The organism is Devosia sp. (genome assembly GCF_036563435.1).
Taxonomy (GTDB): domain Bacteria; phylum Pseudomonadota; class Alphaproteobacteria; order Rhizobiales; family Devosiaceae; genus Devosia.
Genome location: NZ_DATCMJ010000013.1, coordinates 16,323 through 35,192 on the forward strand (window position 1 = coordinate 16,323; position 18,870 = coordinate 35,192).

Sequence of the window (18,870 nt, forward strand, 5' to 3'; positions counted from 1 at the left end):
ACGACCTAGCGTATCACGGGCCGGTGTAGCGGGCGCGGGGGCGGATCTGCTTACCGCTGGCCACCTGCTCCAGCATATGGGCCTGCCAGCCAACGGAGCGGGCGAGCGCAAAGAGAATAATGCCGGCATCGGCCGGGAGGGAAAACCGCGCGCGCATGGCGGCGAGGGCGAAGTCGATATTCGGGGCATCGCCAGTCACTTCCGTTGCCGCGTCGGCAAAGCGCAAATAGTCAAACGGCGCCTCGAAGCTTTGCAGGAGCGCCTGACAGCGGACGTCGCCGTCGGGGTAAAGCGGGTGCCCGACCCCAGGGACAGCGCGCCCTTCGCCCAGCCACTCCCGCAGTGCGGCTTCAGGATCGGCGGCACTTCCGACGTCTTCGGCCAGGGCTGCCACGTGGCGCGATGCCAGGCCGTGGCGGGGGCTGCGCAGCGTTGCCAGGGCCGCCAGCGTGCCTGCCCAAAGCGAGGCGCCGGTGGAGACGGCAACGCGTGCGGCGAAGGTGGAACTGTTGAGCTCATGGTCGGCCAGGAGGACCAAGGCACGACGAATAATGTCAGCCGCGGCAGGCGCTTGCCAGTGGCGGCTCAACCGGATGTGTAACGGAAAGCTGACGCTTCCGCCGGCGAGATGATGGGCTATGATCGAGAGAACGAGGCTTGCCTCGGCTGCGGAGCCTGATCGCGCCGAGGCGACGTCGTGCCCTGCCTGCTCCGCCAGCGCCAAGAAGGCGCCTGGCAAGCCCTGGGCCGGCCCCTCCAGAGCGGAGAACTGGATGGGGGCTTGCCAGAGCAGCTCTGCCACCTCCTCCAGCTTTGCCTGGTCAGCCAGGCAGCAGGCATCTTCACCGCGATACAGCAGCCGCCCATCCCGGACGGTGGAGATGCTGGTAGGCAGAACGGGTTCGCCCCACTGCATGGCCTGGACGGCGACGGTTTCCTGCTTGCGCCGACCGGCGGTGCGTTGCGCCAGGCGCCGCACGTCATCGCCGCGATAGAGGCTGCGGCGACTATCCAGTGGATCGGGCCTGGCCTTGATGCGGCCGCGGCTGACATTGGCATAGAGGGTCTGCGGCTGTGTTCCCAACAAGGCCAGCGCCTCCGATGCCGTCAGCCAGTCCATGACATTGATCCAATCGGTCAAGATTGACGTCAACGCTAGCACGCCTACCCTCCCCGAGACCATTCACAGGAGGACCGCATGAGTTCTGGTCTTGACGACGTTGTTGCTGCCGAAACGGTGCTGTCGGATGTCGACGGCGCCCGTGGCCGCCTGATCATCCGCGGCACTTCACTGGACGATCTGGTGGCAACGCAGAGTTACGAAGACGTCGTGGCGCTGTTGCTGGAAGGCTTCCTGCCCCTGCCCGCCGATCTCCCGGCGGCCCTCGGCAAGGCGCGGGCAGAAGTGTTCCGGCATGTCGCCGCTGCCGACCGGGACGTGTTGGCATTGTTGCCCGTCGATGCGCTGGGCGCGTTGCTGGCGCGGCTCCAGGATGGCAGCGACACTGCGACGGCTTTGCATTTGATTGCCGCGCCCGCAGTGTTCACCGCCGCCTTGCTGCGGCTGCGGCAGGGCCTGGCACCGGTGGAGCCCGACGCCGCGCTTGGCCATGCCGAGGACGCGCTGCGCATGCTGCATGGCGCCTGCCCCGGCAAGGAACGGACCAGCGCACTCAACCGCTACCTGGTGACAGTTGTCGATCATGGGCTCAACGCCTCCACCTTTGCCGCACGGGTAGTGGCCTCGACGCAGGCGGGGCTGAGCTCTTCCGTGCTCGCCGCGTTTTCTGCGCTCAAGGGGCCCCTGCATGGCGGTGCACCGGGACCGGTGCTGGACATGCTGGACGCCGTGGGAAGGCCGGAGGCGGCGCCTGCGTGGCTGGAACAGGCAGTGGGCGACGGTGCACGGCTGATGGGCTTCGGGCACCGGGTCTACCGGGTTCGCGACCCACGCGCCGACGCGCTCAAGGGCGCGGTGCGCCTCCTGGCTGGCGGCGGAGCGATTGCGCCCGAGCGCCTGGCGCTGGCCGAGGCGGTGGAACACGCAGCGCTCGACCTCCTAAAGCGCCGCAAGCCCGACCGGGCGCTGGAAACCAACGTCGAGTTCTATACGGCGCTTCTGCTGGAGGCGCTTGGTTTCCCGCGCGACGCCTTCACCTGCGTCTTTGCCATGGGACGGGTCACTGGTTGGGTGGCGCATGCACGCGAGCAGGCGCTGGGTGGGCGGCTGATCCGGCCGAAGTCGGTCTATGTGGGGCCGGTGCCGCGGGTGGCGGCGTAAATATTAAGAGGCTCGGTTTCGTGCGGGATCGTCACCCTCGGGCTTGACCCGAGGGGGCTGTACTTTTCCTAAGGTCTATAAGTGAAGAGCCCTCGGGTCAGGCCCGAGGGTGACGCCCGGTGGAGGTGAGAGGGCTGGTGGAAGCGAGACGCCTGGTGGAAGCGAGAGGGAAGGTAGAGGCGAGCGGCACAGGCCACAAGTAAAAACGCCGGGCACATGGCCCGGCGTTTTCAGTTCTATCCAGATCGTCCTACGCCGTTGCGGGCGCTTCGTCCTTTTTGCGTTCGGAGTAGATGTAGAGCGGACGGACGTCCTTGCCCTTCACCACTTCTTCCGAGATCACCACTTCCTCGACGCCTTCGAGCGACGGGAGATCGTACATGGTGTCAAGGAGGATGGCTTCCATGATGGAGCGGAGGCCGCGAGCGCCGGTCTTGCGCTCGATCGCCTTCTCCGCAATCGCCTTGAGGGCGTCTTCGTGGAAGGTCAGTTCAACCTCTTCCATCTGGAACAGGCGCTGGTACTGGCGGACGAGAGCGTTCTTGGGCGCGGTCAGGATCTCGATCAGCGCCGGAATGTCGAGATCTTCCAGCGTGGCGAGAACCGGCAGGCGGCCGATGAATTCGGGGATGAGGCCGAACTTGACCAGGTCTTCGGGGGCCACGTCCTTGAGCAGGTCGCCGACGCGACGGTCCTGCGGGTCCTTGACCGTGGCCGAGAAGCCGATGCCAGAGCCTTCGCCGCGCGCCGAGATGATCTTTTCCAGGCCCGCGAAAGCGCCGCCGCAGATGAAGAGGATATTGGTCGTATCCACCTGCAGGAATTCCTGCTGGGGATGCTTGCGGCCACCCTGGGGCGGAACCGAGGCCACCGTGCCTTCCATGATCTTGAGCAGAGCCTGCTGCACGCCCTCGCCCGACACGTCGCGGGTGATGGAGGGATTGTCGGACTTGCGGGAGATCTTGTCGACTTCGTCGATATAGACGATGCCGCGCTGGGCCTTTTCGACATTGTAGTCGGCGGCCTGCAGCAGCTTGAGGATGATGTTTTCCACGTCCTCGCCGACATAGCCGGCCTCGGTCAGCGTGGTGGCGTCGGCCATGGTGAAGGGCACGTCAAGAATGCGGGCCAGGGTCTGGGCCAGCAGGGTCTTGCCCGAACCGGTGGGACCGATCAGCAGGATGTTGGACTTGGAAAGTTCGATATCCTGGTTCTTGGTCGAGTGGTGCAGGCGCTTGTAGTGGTTGTGGACAGCCACGGACAGCACGCGCTTGGCGCGGAACTGGCCGATGACGTAGTCGTCGAGCACCTTGCAGATCTCGGCAGGGGTCGGCACGCCATCGGAGGACTTGACCATGGAGGTCTTGTTCTCTTCGCGGATGATGTCCATGCACAGCTCGACGCATTCATCGCAGATGAACACGGTCGGACCGGCGATCAGCTTGCGAACCTCATGCTGGGATTTCCCGCAGAACGAGCAGTAAAGCGTGTTCTTCGAGGTTTCGCCGTTTGTTGTCTCTTTGGACATCCAGTCACTCCCGGGGGCAGAGCGCCCCCAAAACCAAGCGTTATCGGAACGGTAACGCTCGAGCCTAAAGAAAGTCTAAGCCGAACCGATCCTAAAGACCGATCCGGCTGTGTGCAATTGCGTCTGGATCACAGTCCACGGCGCATCGGCAATGTCGTTAACGTCGGTCAATCAGGCCTGGACGTCCGGCACGGCGCGCTTTTCCATGACGCTGTCGATGATGCCGAAGGTCTTGGCCTCCTCGGGCGAGAGGAAGTTGTCGCGCTCGAGAGCACGCTCGATTTCCTCGTAGGTGCGGCCGGTGTGCTTCTCATAGATCTGATTAAGCCGGCGCTTCAAGCCCTCGACTTCCTTGGCGTGAATCAGGATGTCGGTGACCTGACCCTGGTAGCCGCCGGAAGGCTGGTGGACCATGATGCGCGAGTTGGGCAGCGAAGTGCGCATGCCCGCTTCACCGGCCGCGAGCAGCAGCGAACCCATGGAGGCCGCCTGCCCCATCACCATGGTGGCGACGGCCGGACGGATGAACTGCATGGTGTCGTAGATGGAAAGGCCAGCGGTCACGACGCCACCGGGCGAGTTGATGTAGAGCGCGATTTCCTTTTTCGGATTTTCCGATTCGAGGAACAAAAGCTGCGCCACGATCAGCGAGGCCATGTTGTCCTCGACCACGCCGGTCACGAAGATGATGCGCTCGCGCAGGAGGCGCGAATAGATGTCGAAGGCGCGCTCGCCACGGTTGGACTGCTCGACCACCATCGGAACGAGCGTGTTCATGTAGATATCGTGCGGATCCCGCATGTAGAGCCCCTTTACCGTGCCTGTGAATGGGACCTGGCCGGCATGTGTGGAACACGATCCTTGCCGGGCTGGATGCCGGTGGTCCGGGGATCGTGCAAATATCGAATCGACCGCTGTTGATTGCAGCCATGCCGCCTTAAGAGCGGGTAAACCGACAGATAGGCGGCATTGCGGCAGGCTTCAATAGCGGTGTCGCGCCTTGTGACGAAAGGGTGAATGACAGCCTACGGGCCTCAGGCCGAGAAGCCCACCGTCACGCCCTTCTTCTTGAAGTAGGACTGCATGATCTTGCGGCCCTGACGGTTGGATTGCGCAAGCTTTGCCGGCTCGAAAATGGCTTCCTTGATCCCCTCGCGCGCCATGGCAGCCTTGAGCGCGGCAATGTGGAGGTCGAGGTCTTCATTGTTGTTCTTGATCGAGGCGTAGATGGCGTCGATCGCTGCAGAAACGGTGATGTCGCTCACGTGCGCTGTTCCTTCGTCGCGTTTTTGCCTTCAAGACATCATTGCAGCGAGCTTGCCAAGGCTTTTCACGCCAAAAAACCAATGGGGCGGCCAGAGCCGCCCCGGCACACTCAGGTGTTTGGCGGCACGAAGTCCGGACGAGCCTCGCCCGTGACACTGTGCCGGTGCGTCTCGCGCAGCGGCCGGATCTGGATGCGGCAAAAGGGAGCGATGGGATCATCGTCAAAGAGCGCCCTCGCCTCGTGGGCGTCCCGAGCCTCGACCAGCACCACGCCGCCGACCACCTCCTTCGTCTCTGCAAAGGGTCCGTCGACCGTCGATAGCCTGACAGGGCGGCGGTCGATGGTGACCTCGGTCGAAACATCCTCCAGCGGCGAGGCCAGCAGGAGGTGACCGCTGGTCCTGAGCTTATGGTCATGCTCGATCGTGGCGTCGTCGATCCGGCGCATCTCTTCGGGCGTCACGCCGTCGAAGGCATCGGGGGTGAAATGGAAAAGGCAAAGAAACTTCATGGTCGAACTCCCTGGTTGGACAAGGTTGCGACGAGCACCTGTCATCAGGCTCGACTAACTTGTGCAGCTTTTTCTTCCCATCCCGCCAGAAGGATTGCAGCGCCTCCTCCAGTGCCTATGCTGGCCTCAAACCCAGCAACCGAGAAACCATGGCCGCCATCACGCAGATCAAGCCGATCACGGACGTTCCCCAGCACCGCCGCGCCAGCGCGGAACCGCGAGATCCGGCATTCTACCAGAACCCTTACGCCTTTTATGACCACCTCCATTCCGACAATCCCACCTTCTTCTGGGAGCAGTATGGCCACTGGTGCTTTGCCGGTTTCAAGGATGTGAGCGCCCTGCTCCGCGACAAGCGCTTTGGCCGTGAAATCCTTCATGTGGCCACGCGCGAGGAACTGGGCATGGAAGAGCCGAAGGCGCATACAGCCGCCTTCGACCTGACGGAAAAGCACTCGCTGCTCAATCTTGAGCCGCCGGCGCATACCCGTTTGCGCACGCTGGTGAACCGCGCCTTCGTGTCGCGGCATGTCGAGCAGTTGCGCCCCCGGATCATCAAGCTGGCCAACGAGATGATCGACAGCTTCGAGGGCGAAGCCAGTGTCGACCTGATCAAGGCCTTTGCCGCGCCCATTCCGGCGATCATCATCGCCGAAATGATCGGCCTGCCGGCGGAGAGCGCTCCGCAGCTGCTGGCATGGTCCAACCGGATGGTGGCAATGTACATGTTCGGGCTCAGCCACGAAACCGAACTGGACGCCAACGCTGCATCGCAGGAGTTCATGGACTTTGTCGGTGACGCTATTCGCGAGCGGCGGCGCAAGCCGACCGAGGACCTGCTCAGCCATATGCTGACCTCGGACCGCGACGGTGACGTGCTGAGCGACGAGGAGGTGATGTCGACCGCGATCCTTCTGCTCAATGCGGGCCACGAGGCGACGGTCCACACCACCGGCAATGGCGTCAAGTCGATCCTCGAAAGCGATATCGATCCGGTTACGCTTTTCTCCACGCCCGAGCAGACGGAAGCAACGGTGGAAGAGTGCCTGCGCTTCGATGCGCCGCTGCACATGTTCACCCGCTATGCGCTGAGTGACCTCGACTATGACGGCATCGCGCTGCGCAAGGGCGACGTCATCGGCCTGATGCTCGGCGCTGCCAATCGCGATCCGAAGCGCTTCACCCAGGCTCACAGCTTCGATCCATTCCGGACGGACGGCGCCAATGTGAGCTTTGGTGCCGGCATCCACTTCTGCATCGGGGCGCCACTGGCGCGGATCGAACTGCAGGTGGCGATGGGAGAGCTGTTCCGGCGCCTGCCCCGGCTGCGGCTGGCCGAACCGCCGCAGTACAACAACGTCTACCACTTTCATGGGCTCAAGAAGCTGATGGTCGAGTGGCGCTAACGGTGAGGCGCCTTTGAACTCTCCGTCATCGTAACCACCACCTTGCCGATTGCACGACCGTCACCGAGACGGCGGAGAGCCCTGGCGCCCTCTTCCAGAGGAAAAGTGCTGTCGATGACGGGGCGGACCATGGATGCGAGCATCAGGTTGTCTTCCGCTGACACTCGATAAGGCAGAATGCTCAGGGTCCTGCTGCGACTGAAGGGCGACGCCAGAAGAATGCCGATGATACCCGGTATCGTACCGCCGATGACAACAAGGCGGCCGCCGGGTTTGAGGCAGCGTCGGTAGTGCTTTGGCGGACGATTGGCGACGACGTCGATGATCAGGTCGTAGCGCTCGCACGCAATGCTGAAATCTTCCGACCGGTAGTCGATGAAACCATCTGCGCCGAGAGCCAGGAGAGCGTCGCGCTTTTCCTCGCGATCGACGGCAATGACCGTCGCTCCTCTGGCTTTGGCAAGCTGGATGCCGAAGGTGCCCACGCCGCCGCCAGCACCGTTGAAGACGACGGTATGGCCGGATCCCAAATGTGGAAACTTGCGCAGCGCCTGAAGGACGAGGCTGCCGGCTTGCGGGATGGCTGAGGCGTCGATGAAGGGCAGGCCAGGCGGGATAGGGGCGAGGACGCTTGCCGGAGCGCAAACGTAATCGGCAAACCCGCCCCATTTGCCGCCGGAGAGGTCCCCGAACACGCTGTCGCCTGGTTTAAGCGTCGTCACGCCCTGCCCCAGGGCTTCTACAGTGCCGGCGATGTCGGCACCAAGAATGTTGAAGGGTGGCTTGAAAGGACCAGTGATGCGGCCCATCGGCGTACCGGTAACCGAGTCCCAGTCCCAGGAATTGACTGCTGCGGCGTGCATGCGAACCAGGACTTCGCCCGATTTTGGCTGCGGCCGGGGCACCTGCCCCAGCCGCAAAACGTCTTCAGGCGGGCCGTATCGTTCGATGACGAGAGCCCGCATGGTGGTCATGGCACTTAGCGGCCCTTGACCACCGAGTAGCCGGCATACTTGGCCGAGGAGCCGAGCTGTTCCTCGATGCGGATCAGCTGGTTGTATTTGGCGAGGCGATCGGAGCGGCTGAGCGAACCAGTTTTGATCTGGCCGCAGTTGAGCGCGACGGCGAGGTCGGCAATGGTCGAGTCCTCTGTCTCGCCCGAACGGTGCGACATCACGGAGGTGTAGCCGGCGCGGTGCGCAGTATCGACGGCGTTCAGCGTTTCGCTCAGCGAGCCGATCTGGTTGACCTTGACCAGGATGGAATTGGCAACGCCCATCTTGATGCCCGAAACGAGGCGCGCCGTGTTGGTGACGAAGAGGTCATCGCCCACCAGCTGCACCTTGTCGCCGATGGCGTCGGTCAGGGCCTTCCAGCCCTCCCAGTCGTCTTCGCCCATGCCGTCTTCGATCGTGATGATCGGGTAGCGGGCGGCGAGATCGGCGAGGAAGCGGACGTTTTCTTCGGAGGAGAGCGACTTGCCCTCGCCCTTCATCTCGTACTTGCCGCCCTTGTAGTATTCGGTGGCGGCGCAATCGAGGCCGAGGAAGATGTCCTCGCCCGGGCGGTAACCGGCCTTCTCGATCGAGCGCATGATGAAGCCCAGCGCTTCGTCGGCCGATGCCAGGTTGGGGGCAAAACCGCCCTCGTCGCCAACATTGGTGTTGTGGCCGTCGGCCGAGAGGCCCTTCTTGAGCGTATGGAAAATTTCCGAACCGATGCGGACGGCGTCAGCGAGGTTTTCGGCGCCAGCGGGCAGGATCATGAATTCCTGCATGTCGATCGGATTATCGGCATGTTCGCCACCATTGATGATGTTCATCATCGGCACGGGCAGCACATGGGCGTTCGGGCCGCCGATATAGCGGTAGAAGGGCAGCTGGCTCGACTCGGCGGCGGCCTTGGCCACGGCAAGCGAAACGCCGAGGATGGCATTGGCGCCCAGGCGCGACTTGTTGGGTGTGCCGTCCAGCGCGATCATGGCCTGGTCGACGGCTAGCTGGTCGAGGGCATCCATACCCTGGATCTCGTCGGCGATGGCCGAGTTGACGTTTTCGACCGCCTGGGTCACGCCCTTGCCATTGTACTTCTTGCCGCCGTCGCGCAGCTCGACTGCCTCGTGCGCACCGGTGGAGGCACCGGAGGGCACGGCGGCGCGCCCGAAGCTCCCGTCATCCAGGACGACATCAACTTCCACAGTGGGATTGCCGCGGCTGTCATAGATCTGACGGCCGGAAACGTGGATGATTGAAGACATAAGAGCGCCCTTCCCAACAAAGTTCTGTCGATGCTGCGGACACTCCTAGACGCGCCTTGTGACAAGCGGAAGGGGGAACGGCAAAAAAAGGCCGAGCGCAGCAATGCTGTTGGATTGAAGAGCTTTGGCGCCTAGCTTGAAAGCAAGACCAACAAGGATTCTGGAGGACCCAATGCCGAGCCCATTCATCAAGCAAGTCGCGCATGCCTGCATCTTCGCGCATGATCTGGACACCACCGAGCGCTTCTATCGCGACGTCCTCGGCATCGGCAAAGCCTTCGACTTCCAGCGGGGTGAAGACTGGGTCGGTTTCTACCTGGATCTCGGAGGCCGGACCTTTATCGAAGTGTTCCGCAAGGCGGAGACGAGCTTCAGCGAGAGCAACCAGATCAACCACATCTGCCTTGAGACGGAGGACCTCGACGGACTTGTGGCACACATAAAGCAGCAGGGCGTGGCGATCACCGACAAGAAGCTAGGCGTGGACGGCACGTGGCAGGCCTGGGTAACGGACCCCAATGGCGTCAAGCTCGAGATCTTCCAGTATACCGGCGACAGCCTGCAATTTGCCGCACCGGGTGCCGTCTGCCAGATCGACTGGTAAGCTCTGCGTTACCGAGCCTGGAGTTGCGGCCATGTCCTTGATTTGGCCGCAACTGCCAAGGACGGCTAAGGCATGAAATGCTTCCTGCCCCTCGCCACCACCTTCGTCATTCTTGTCCACCCCGCGTTCGCGCAAGCACCTTCTGCTCTGCCCGATCTGCTGGAGCGGGCCAGCGCCCTGGAGCCGCTGGAGACCGTGATCGTGTCAGTGGACGGCGAGACGGTGGCCGAGCAAGGCTATCGCGGTCACTCGCCGGACGAGCCTACCAATATCAAGTCGGCGTCCAAGACCGTGATTTCGGCTCTCGCGGGCTTGGCAATAGAAAAGGGTGTGCTGGAGGGGGTCGACCAGCCGATTGCCGATTTCCTGGCGGACGATTTCCCAGCGGATCCGGACCCGCGCCTCGGCGAAGTCACCATCGGCAATCTGCTTTCCATGCAGGCGGGCCTGGAGCCGACCTCGGGGCCGAACTACGGCCGCTGGGTGGCCAGCGACAACTGGGTTCGGAGTGCGCTCAGCCAGCCCTTCCAGAACAATCCCGGCGGGAGCATGCTTTATTCGACAGGATCGACGCATCTGCTGTCGGCCATTCTCACGGAAGCGACGGGGGAAAGCACGCTGGCACTGGCGCGCGACTGGCTGGAGCCGATCGAAGGCTTTTCCATCGCCGGATGGGAACGGGATCCGCAAGGCATCTATCTGGGCGGCAACGAGATGGCGATGAGCCCGCGGTCCCTGCTCGCCTTTGGGGAAGTCTACCGCAGCGGCGGGTTGACTGCCGACGGCGCACGGCTGCTGCCCGAAAGCTGGATCGAGCAATCCTGGACCCGGCGCACCAACTCGCGCTTCAACAATGACGGCTATGGCTATGGCTGGTTCCTGCGCAACGTCGAAGGCGAAGACGTGCGCTATGCCTGGGGCTATGGCGGGCAGATGCTCTATATCGTGCCCGAGCTAGACCTGACCGTGGTGATGACCTCGGACGCAAGTTCCCCTTCGGCCAGCACCGGCCATCGCGAGGCCCTGCACGACCTCCTGGGCGAGATCATTGCCGAGGTGCGCGACGGGAAAAGCTAAGGGGGCCTGCCGGCTCCCTCTTTCTCAGTCTTCCGGAATTTCCGGCTTCAGGCCGGCCACGTGTTCGGTGCGGTCTCGGTCCGTGATGGTGGCGAGATCGAGGATCTTCTGGAGATTTGCGGCGTGGCGGAAGGATGGCTCCCGATGTTCGCTGTCGCGCACCGATTCCACGAAGCGCCGGTAGTTGGTCGGCACCGGATCGACCTCCATCTCGCGCCAGGTCGCGTTCCGCGTATCCTCGCCCAGACAGGCCATGAGCCTGGGCGTGTGGTTAAGGTCGGTCACTTCCAGCGCGCCCTTGTCACCATAGATGCGCAGGCGTAGGTCGTTGAAGTGCCCGGTTGCCCAGCGGCTGGCATGAACCACGCCGATGACGCCATTGGCCATCTCGGCCGTCATGACGAAGCTGTCATTGGCATCGAGCTCGTATTCGCCGATCCGGTTGTTCTCGGCCTTCGGGAAGGTCTGCAGGCGGAAGAACACGTCGGTATATTCGCTTCCCACCACATAGTTGGCGAAGTCGAGAATGTGGATGCCGATATCGCCCAGCACGCCGTTGGAGCCGTGCTTGCGCGAGAGGCGCCACAGCCAGGTTGGCGTGGTGCGCCAATCGCCCCACGCGTCCGACACCAGCCAGCTCTGGAGGTAGCTGGCTTCGAAATGCCTTACAGCGCCGATCTGCCCTTCGGCCACCAAGCGGTGGGCGGCCTGCAGAGCCGCTACGTTGCGATAGGTGAGATTGACCATGTTGGCGAGGCCCGCGGCCTCGGCCGTCTCGGCCATTTCGTTGGCCTTGGCATAGTCGGTGGCCAGCGGCTTTTCGCAAAAGACCGGCTTGCCGGCCTTCAGGATCGCCATGGTGGTGGGATAGTGCACGCTGTCGGGTGTGATATTGGATACGGCGTCGAACTCGCCCCAAGCCAGCGCTGCATCGAGCGAGGCGAAGCCCCGTGGAATGTCATGCGTCTGCAAGAACTCGTTCAGCCGGTTGGGATCGGTATCGACGGCCGCAACGATCTCGACGCCCTCGACCTCGCGGAATCCCTTGACGTGCAACCTGGCCATTCCGCCGGTGCCCAGAAGAAGAAGTCGCATCATCGCATCCTTGATTGGGAGGTTAGTCTTCGCGCTTGTGGCTTTCGAGCCGACGGGCGGCCAGTTCGGTCTCGGCGCGGCTCTGCTGCTTTTCGGCCTTGGTCCGGCCGAACAGCGTGCGGTTTTGCTCGGCCTGCGCCTCCCTGGCGGCGCGGGCCTTCTGCTTGCGGGCAGTGCGGAGATTGACGACCTCCGCCACGGCTAGACCAGCCGGCTCTGCTCCATCGCGGCGGCGATGAAGCTGGTGAACAGCGGATGCGGTTCGAACGGCTTGCTCTTGAGTTCGGGATGGAACTGGACGCCGATGAACCACGGATGGTCGGTGCGCTCGACGATTTCGGGCAGCTTGCCGTCGGGCGAGACGCCCGAGAACAGGAGGCCGTTCTTTTCGAGGAGCTTGCGGTAATCCATGTTCACTTCGTAGCGGTGACGATGGCGCTCGCTGATGCGGGTCGAGCCGTAAATGTCGGCCACGCGCGAGCCGCGGGTCAGCTGGGCCGGATAGGCGCCAAGCCGGAGCGTGCCGCCCAGGTCGCCTTCCTTAGCGCGGGTCTCGGTCTCGTTGCCCTTGACCCACTCGGTCATCATGCCCACGATCGGGTCCTTGGTCGGGCCGAATTCGGTGGACGAGGCATTCTTGATGCCGGCGGTGTTGCGGGCCGCCTCAACGCAGGCCATCTGCATGCCAAAGCAGATGCCGAAATAGGGCACGTCCTTGACGCGGGCAAAGCGCGCCGCCTCGATCTTGCCCTGCGCCCCGCGTTCGCCGAAGCCGCCGGGCACCAGAATGCCGTGCACGTGTTCCAGGTACGGCGCCGGATCGTCGCGCTCGAACACTTCCGAGTCGATCCACTGGAGGTTGACCTTGACCTTGTTGGCAATGCCGCCATGGGTCAGGGCTTCCGAGAGCGACTTGTAGGCATCCTTGAGGCCGGTATACTTGCCCACGATGGCGATGTTGACCTCGCCCTCCGGATTGTGGAGGCGGGTGGACACGTCTTCCCAAGCCGAGAGATCGGGCTCGGGCGCGTCCTTGATGCCGAAGGCCGCGAGGATTTCGCGATCCAGCCCTTCCTTGTGATAGGCGAGCGGCACGTCATAGATCGAGCCGACGTCGAGGCCCTGGATGACGGCGCTTTCACGCACGTTGCAGAACAGCGAGAGCTTTTTCTTCTCGCCTTCCGGAATTGGGCGGTCGCAACGGACGAGCAGCACGTCTGGCGCGATGCCGATCGAGCGCAGTTCCTTGACCGAGTGCTGGGTGGGCTTGGTCTTGAGCTCACCGGCAGACGGAATATAGGGCATCAGCGTTAGATGCAGGTAGCAGGTGTCGCCGCGCGGCAGGTCGTTACCCAGCTGGCGGATGGCCTCGAAGAAGGGCAGGCCCTCGATGTCGCCGACGGTGCCGCCGATTTCGACCAGGACGAAGTCGAACTCCTCGTTGCCCTCGACCACGAAGTTCTTGATCGCGTCGGTGACGTGGGGGATGACCTGGACGGTGGCGCCCAGATATTCGCCGCGGCGTTCCTTGGCGAGAATGTCGGAATAGATCCGGCCGGTGGTGATGTTGTCGCGCTTGGTCGCGGCACGGCCGGTGAAGCGCTCGTAGTGACCCAGATCGAGGTCGGTTTCCGCCCCGTCGTCGGTGACAAACACTTCGCCGTGCTGGGTGGGCGACATCGTGCCCGGATCGATGTTGAGATAGGGGTCGAGCTTGCGCAGGCGCACCTTGTAGCCGCGCGCTTGCAGCACGGCGCCGAGCGCCGCCGATGCAAGACCTTTACCCAATGAGGAGACCACGCCTCCGGTGATGAATACGTACCGAGCCATGGGCGTTCACCTTAATCACATCAGCGTCGATTCGTAGAGCGGGCAAGACGCTCTACACAAAAGAAAAGAAGGGGATGTTTCCATCCCCCTCTTCGGTTCGCCTTGCGGCGCTTAGTTGGTCGCCGGAGCGGCGGGCGTTTCAGCCGGAGCGGCCGGCACAGGCAGCTCGCTGGCGGCTTCGGGCGCCGCAGCCGCAGGCTCTGCCGGTGCAGGCGCAACGTCTTCGGTCACCGGATCGGTGCCGGCGGGAGCCGCCGGATCGGAAGCGGGAACCGGAAGGTCGGTCGTCGTGCCGCCCTGCAGCGAATTGAGCGCGTCAAGCACGCTGGTAGGCGCAGCACCGTCTTCGGTTGCCGAGGCGCGCTCCAGGATGCCTGAAGTGGTGCGGTCGAGTTCGGACAGGATAGTCAGCCCGATAGCGGTCGCGAAGAACAAGGTCGCCAGGATGGCCGTCGTGCGGGTCAGGAGGTTTGCGGAACCGCGTGCGGTCATGAAGCCGCCGCCGCCACCGCCACCAATGCCCAGTGCGCCGCCCTCGGAACGCTGCAGCAGGATCACTGCAATCAGCGCCAGGACGATCAGCAAATAGGCCACAATCAGGACGTTTGCCATTCTGTCTCAGTCAATTGGTCTAACAAAGTTGGCGCGTCTTACACGCGTCCCAAGGCAAATGCCAGAGGCCGGGCGGAGATTCCGACCGGCCACACAGCATGTGCAATGCTCTAGACGGCCGAGATAATGGTGTAGAAGTCCTTTGCCAAGAGGCTTGCGCCGCCGACCAGACCGCCATTGACGTTTTCGACCTGCAAGATCTCGCGGGCATTCTGCGGCTTGAGCGAGCCGCCATAGAGGATGCGCATGGTGGCGCCCTTGTCGCCGAACCGCTCGATCAGCTGGCGGCGGATGGAATTGTGCATCTGCCCGATGTCCTCGTTGCTGGGGGTCCTGCCAGTGCCGATGGCCCAGATGGGTTCATAGGCCACGATCACTTCGTGCTGCTCGGCAGCATCGGGAATGGAGCCGGCAAGCTGCCCGGCGACCACGGCCTCTGCCCTGCCCGCGTCACGCTCGGCTTCAGTCTCACCGACGCAGATGATCGGCTTGAGACCAGCGCCGATGGCAGCTTCCGCCTTGGCGCGAACCTGCTCGTCGGTTTCGCCATGGTCGGCACGGCGCTCCGAGTGACCGACAATGACATATTGCGCGCCGGCATCTGCCAGCATGGAGGCACTGACGTCGCCGGTATGGGCGCCCGACGCGGCGGCGTGGCAATCCTGCCCGCCCGCCAGGATACCGCTCGTGGCACCATTGGACGCAATCATGTGCAGAATGGTGGCAGGCGGGCAGACGACCACAACAGCACGCGGGGCTTCGCCGGTGGTGAGCATGCCTGCAAGCTCGGTCAGCTCCTCCAGGGAGCCGCGCAGGCCGTTCATTTTCCAGTTCCCTGCGATAAGCGGCGTGATTGTCGTTGTCACTGTTTGCTCCTACTGCCTCTTGCACCGTGGGCAGGTTTGCCCTAACCCCGGCTGTCAATATGGATTACTAGTGCCCTCCCGCAAGCGCGGTAAAGCCTGGTGTTGCCCAACGGAACGTCTCAGATGCTCGATAGTTTGCGTGTTTTTGCAAAATCCTGGCCCGGCAAAATCATGGGCGGCCTGCTGCTGGTGGGCGTTGCAGGTTTCGGCATCAACAATGTCATCACCGACCTGGGCAGCAATACCGTAGCGCGAGTCGGCAACGAAGATATCAACTCGCGCGAGTTCCTCCGCGCATACCAGATGCAGCTCAACCAGGTTGCGCAGCAGATCGGCTCCGTTCCTACGACGGAAGAGGCGGTCAGTCTGGGCGTGCCCTCCATGGTGCTGCAGAACTTGGCGCAGGATGCGGTGCTCGATCAGGTGGCTGACGATTTCGGCCTGGGCGTCTCCGAGGACCAGCTCAGCAAGATGCTGCGCGAGGACCCCTCGTTCCAGAATGCCCTTGGTGTGTTCGACCCTTCGAGCTTCAGCCAGGTGCTGCAGATGAGCGGCCTGACCGAGGCGGAGTATTTCAACGACCAGAGCGAAGCGGCCAAGCGCCAGCAACTGATCCTCAGCCTCTTCGGCGACACGCAATTGCCCGAAGCTGCTGCCAACCTGATCAATCGCTACTCTGCCGACCAGCGCACCATCGAGTATTTCACGCTCAACGAGACCAATATCGAGACGCCGGCTGCGCCGACCGAAGAAGAACTCGCAGCATATCTGGTCGAACACCAGGCCGAGTTCCGCACGGTTGAGACCCGCAGCGTGCAGATGCTGCGTCTCAGCGCCGCCGACCTGGCAGCGACCAAGACGATCAGCGAAGAGGCCATTTCGGCCGAATACGAGCGCACCAAGGGCAACCTGGCGCAGGCCGAGCGCCGCACCATCCAGCAGGTGGCACTCAACGACGAGCAAGCTGCAGCCTTCCAGGCAGGTCTTGCCGCGGGCACGCCCTTCGCGACGCTAGTTGCCGACGCGGGCCTGACGCCCACCGATCTTGGCACGCTGTCGCAGGCGGAGATTACCGACGCCAACCTTGCACAGGCGGCCTTCAGCGTCGCGCCGGGCAGCTTCGTTGTCATCCCCGGCATCGGCGGCCAGCGCGCCGTTCATGTGTCGGCGGTCGAAGGCGGTGGCGAACCCACGCTGGACGAGGCCCGCGACCAGATCCGGAACAACCTGGCATTGGCCGAAGCGCGCAATGAACTGGCCGAGATCGAAGACCAGATCGAGGAACTGCGCGCCGCCTTCCGGCCGCTGTCGGAAATCGCCGAACGCTTCAACCTCGACCTCTATGAAGCCGATGTCACCTCGGGCGGCGCCGAACTGAACGTCCTTCCCGACCTGGCGGAGGAAGATCGCCCCCGCGTCGCGCAGGCCATCTTCAAGGCCACCGAAGGTTCGCTCACCCCTGCCATCCGTCTTGCTGGCAACGGCAACCTCTGGTTCGACCTCAATGCGGTGGCGCCGGCGCGCGACCAGACGCTGGACGAAGTGCGTGATGAAGTTGCCACGGCGCTTTCAGCGGAACGCACCAACAATGCCATCATGGCTGCGCAGGCGGATGCCGTGAAGCGGCTGGAGAACGGCGAAGCCATTGCTGACGTCGCGGCCTCCTACAATGTTTTCCCGCAGCTCAGCGCCCCCTTTACCCGCTTCGGTTCGGAAGACGGCACCATCGACGCTGCAGTGGCTTCGGCAGCCTTTGCGGGCGGTTCCGAGCATCGGGGTTCCGCGGTCAGCCAGTCGGGCGACTTCATCGTCTTTGCGGTGACCGAGGCGACAGAGGCGTCGGCGCCCATCGAGCAGGCGGCCGCGGACAGCCTTGAAAACGAAGCCCGCGTCGGCCTCTACGGCGACTTCGTCTCGGCCTTGCGCGACGATGCCCGCATGACCATCAACCAGCAGGCGCTGGAACAGACCCTGGCACTCAATACCGGCCTGTAAGCGCAGGCCGGCCAATCCCGGACCGGAAACATACAATGGGCGACGACTTCTTTCAGCGTTTCTCCGAGCAATATGCTGCTGGAAAAGCGCAGATCGTCTGGCGTCGCATCGTGGCCGATCTCGAGACGCCGATCGGCACCTACCTCAAGCTTGCCCAGGGGCGCAAGAACACGTTCCTGCTCGAATCCGTGCAGGATGCGGCGGTTCGCGGACGTTACTCCATCATCGGCACGCAGCCCGACGTCATCCTCAAGGTGGAAGCCGGCACTGCGTCGATGAACCGCGCGGCTCAGATCGGCGAGACCTTCGAGCCCCTGCCCGATCGGCCGCTCGATGCCTTGCGGAGCCTTGTTGCCGGCAGCAGGATCGATGTTCCCGAAGGCCTGCCGCCGCAGTCGGCGGGCGTCTATGGCTTTCTGGGCTATGAGATGGTTCGCTACATGGAAGTGCTGCCCAACAGCAATCCTGACCATCTTGGGGCGCCCGAAGCCATGCTGATGCGGCCGTCCTTGCTGGCGATCTTCGACACGCTCAAGGATGAGCTTTACCTGACGGCACCGGTCTATGTGCGGGACGGCGTGTCGGCCAAGCAGGCGTTCGAAGCGGCAGAAGCGCGGATCGACGACGCTATCGCCCGTCTCAACCAGCCCATGCCCGCGACACCAGCCCTGCCTGATCTTGCGTCGATCGAGGTGACGAGCAACACGTCCAGGGACGAGTTTTTCGACATGGTCCAGAGGGCCAAGGACTACATCACGGCTGGCGACATCTTCCAGGTGGTGCTGAGCCAGCGCTTCGAGGCAAGCTTCTCGCTGCCGCCGACGGCGCTCTACCGGGCGCTGCGCCGGACTAATCCCAGCCCCTATATGTATTTTCTTGATTTCGGCGACTTCGCAGTGGCCGGATCGAGCCCCGAGATCCTGGTGCGGGTGCGCGACGGGGAGGTCACCATCCGGCCGATCGCCGGCACGCGCAAGCGCGGCTCCACGCCAACGCGCGACCAGGAGCTGGCGGACGAGTTGCTCAACGATCCCAAGGAACTGGCCGAGCACCTGATGCTGCTCGACCTGGGCCGCAACGATGTCGGTCGCGTCAGCAAGACCGGCACGGTCAAGGTCACCGACAAGTTCTTTCTCGAACGCTATTCCCACGTCATGCACATCGTCTCCAATGTGGTGGGCGTTCTCGATCCGCAATATGACTTCGTCGATGCGCTTTCGGCCGGTTTCCCGGCAGGCACGGTTTCGGGTGCGCCCAAGGTGCGCGCCATGGAGATCATCGACGAGCTGGAAAAGTCGCGCCGCGGCATCTATGGCGGCTGCGTGGGCTATTTCAGCGCCGACGGAACGATGGACACCTGCATTGTGCTGCGTACCGGCATCGTCAAGGACGGGAAGCTCTTCGTGCAGTCGGGGGCCGGAATCGTCGCCGACAGTGTGCCGGCGCTCGAGCAGCTCGAATGCGAAAACAAGGCGCGGGCTCTTTTCAGCGCCGCCGAGGAAGCGCTACGCTATGCCGGTGAAGCGAGGATCGGGCAGTGAT

General features: G+C 63.3%; 18 protein-coding genes. 6 read left to right on the top strand and 12 right to left on the bottom strand.

The features are described from left to right. Positions 1 to 13: 13 nt before the first annotated feature. Positions 14 to 1,120, bottom strand: a complete 1,107-nt coding sequence (locus VIL88_RS07910; protein WP_331987632.1) for a citrate synthase — start codon at positions 1,118 to 1,120, stop codon at positions 14 to 16. Positions 1,121 to 1,198: 78 nt separating this feature from the next. Between VIL88_RS07910 and VIL88_RS07915 the strand changes: the two genes are divergently transcribed. Beyond that, positions 1,199 to 2,281 (top strand): citrate synthase/methylcitrate synthase, encoded by a 1,083-nt coding sequence (locus VIL88_RS07915; RefSeq protein ID WP_331987550.1) that lies wholly within the window; start codon positions 1,199 to 1,201, stop codon positions 2,279 to 2,281. A 250-nt stretch (positions 2,282 to 2,531) separates the two neighbouring features. On the opposite strand, the gene clpX is transcribed toward VIL88_RS07915, so the two are convergent. The 4 genes from clpX to VIL88_RS07935 form a co-directional block, all read right to left on the bottom strand. Further along, positions 2,532 to 3,809 carry an ATP-dependent Clp protease ATP-binding subunit ClpX gene (clpX, locus tag VIL88_RS07920; protein WP_331987552.1) on the bottom strand — a complete coding sequence of 426 codons (1,278 nt, stop codon included), beginning with the start codon at positions 3,807 to 3,809 and terminating at the stop codon, positions 2,532 to 2,534. Between the two features lie 171 nt (positions 3,810 to 3,980). Next, positions 3,981 to 4,610: an ATP-dependent Clp protease proteolytic subunit gene (locus tag VIL88_RS07925; RefSeq protein WP_300281960.1), complete on the bottom strand. Its 630-nt coding sequence runs from the start codon at positions 4,608 to 4,610 to the stop codon at positions 3,981 to 3,983. 233 nt (positions 4,611 to 4,843) lie between these two features. Beyond that, entirely contained in the window at positions 4,844 to 5,074 is a 231-nt protein-coding gene (locus tag VIL88_RS07930) for a hypothetical protein (RefSeq protein WP_331987556.1), read from the bottom strand. A 110-nt stretch (positions 5,075 to 5,184) separates the two neighbouring features. Beyond that, on the bottom strand, positions 5,185 to 5,586 hold the full coding sequence (locus VIL88_RS07935; protein WP_331987558.1) for a YciI family protein: 402 nt from the start codon (positions 5,584 to 5,586) through the stop codon (positions 5,185 to 5,187). A 149-nt stretch (positions 5,587 to 5,735) separates the two neighbouring features. Here VIL88_RS07935 and VIL88_RS07940 point away from each other — a divergent pair, with 149 nt between their 5' ends. After that, positions 5,736 to 6,992 (top strand): cytochrome P450, encoded by a 1,257-nt coding sequence (locus tag VIL88_RS07940; protein WP_331987560.1) that lies wholly within the window; start codon positions 5,736 to 5,738, stop codon positions 6,990 to 6,992. On the opposite strand, the gene VIL88_RS07945 is transcribed toward VIL88_RS07940, so the two are convergent. Together VIL88_RS07945 and eno are read right to left on the bottom strand one after the other, a co-directional pair. Further along, complete coding sequence (locus tag VIL88_RS07945; RefSeq protein WP_331987562.1) at positions 6,989 to 7,966, bottom strand: NAD(P)-dependent alcohol dehydrogenase; 978 nt, start codon at positions 7,964 to 7,966, stop codon at positions 6,989 to 6,991. The two genes, VIL88_RS07940 and VIL88_RS07945, sit on opposite strands and share 4 nt — an antisense overlap. 5 nt (positions 7,967 to 7,971) lie before the next feature. Next, a complete protein-coding gene (gene eno / locus VIL88_RS07950) occupies positions 7,972 to 9,249 on the bottom strand; it encodes a phosphopyruvate hydratase (protein WP_331987564.1) in 1,278 nt (425 codons plus the stop codon). A 172-nt stretch (positions 9,250 to 9,421) separates the two neighbouring features. Here eno and VIL88_RS07955 point away from each other — a divergent pair, with 172 nt between their 5' ends. Together VIL88_RS07955 and VIL88_RS07960 are read left to right on the top strand one after the other, a co-directional pair. Continuing rightward, on the top strand, positions 9,422 to 9,853 hold the full coding sequence (locus VIL88_RS07955; protein WP_331987566.1) for a VOC family protein: 432 nt from the start codon (positions 9,422 to 9,424) through the stop codon (positions 9,851 to 9,853). A gap of 72 nt (positions 9,854 to 9,925) precedes the next feature. After that, positions 9,926 to 10,930: a serine hydrolase gene (locus VIL88_RS07960; protein ID WP_331987568.1), complete on the top strand. Its 1,005-nt coding sequence runs from the start codon at positions 9,926 to 9,928 to the stop codon at positions 10,928 to 10,930. 24 nt (positions 10,931 to 10,954) lie between these two features. On the opposite strand, the gene VIL88_RS07965 is transcribed toward VIL88_RS07960, so the two are convergent. The 5 genes from VIL88_RS07965 to tpiA all read right to left on the bottom strand — a co-directional run bounded on the left by VIL88_RS07965 (position 10,955) and on the right by tpiA (position 15,333). Next, the gene (locus VIL88_RS07965) at positions 10,955 to 12,025 is read right to left on the bottom strand and encodes a Gfo/Idh/MocA family oxidoreductase (protein ID WP_331987570.1); all 1,071 of its coding nucleotides are present in this window, start codon (positions 12,023 to 12,025) and stop codon (positions 10,955 to 10,957) included. Between the two features lie 22 nt (positions 12,026 to 12,047). After that, positions 12,048 to 12,224, bottom strand: coding sequence for a DUF4169 family protein (locus tag VIL88_RS07970; protein ID WP_331987572.1), 177 nt, complete (start codon positions 12,222 to 12,224; stop codon positions 12,048 to 12,050). Between the two features lie 2 nt (positions 12,225 to 12,226). Then, positions 12,227 to 13,855, bottom strand: a complete 1,629-nt coding sequence (locus tag VIL88_RS07975; RefSeq protein WP_331987574.1) for a CTP synthase — start codon at positions 13,853 to 13,855, stop codon at positions 12,227 to 12,229. 111 nt (positions 13,856 to 13,966) lie between these two features. Beyond that, positions 13,967 to 14,467, bottom strand: coding sequence for a preprotein translocase subunit SecG (gene secG / locus VIL88_RS07980; RefSeq protein WP_331987576.1), 501 nt, complete (start codon positions 14,465 to 14,467; stop codon positions 13,967 to 13,969). A 110-nt stretch (positions 14,468 to 14,577) separates the two neighbouring features. Further along, positions 14,578 to 15,333, bottom strand: a complete 756-nt coding sequence (gene tpiA, locus VIL88_RS07985; protein ID WP_331987577.1) for a triose-phosphate isomerase — start codon at positions 15,331 to 15,333, stop codon at positions 14,578 to 14,580. A 123-nt stretch (positions 15,334 to 15,456) separates the two neighbouring features. Here tpiA and VIL88_RS07990 point away from each other — a divergent pair, with 123 nt between their 5' ends. Continuing rightward, the gene (locus VIL88_RS07990) at positions 15,457 to 17,328 is read left to right on the top strand and encodes a peptidylprolyl isomerase (protein WP_331987578.1); all 1,872 of its coding nucleotides are present in this window, start codon (positions 15,457 to 15,459) and stop codon (positions 17,326 to 17,328) included. A gap of 35 nt (positions 17,329 to 17,363) precedes the next feature. Then, a complete protein-coding gene (gene trpE / locus VIL88_RS07995) occupies positions 17,364 to 18,869 on the top strand; it encodes an anthranilate synthase component I (RefSeq protein ID WP_331987580.1) in 1,506 nt (501 codons plus the stop codon). Position 18,870 lies beyond the last annotated feature (1 nt).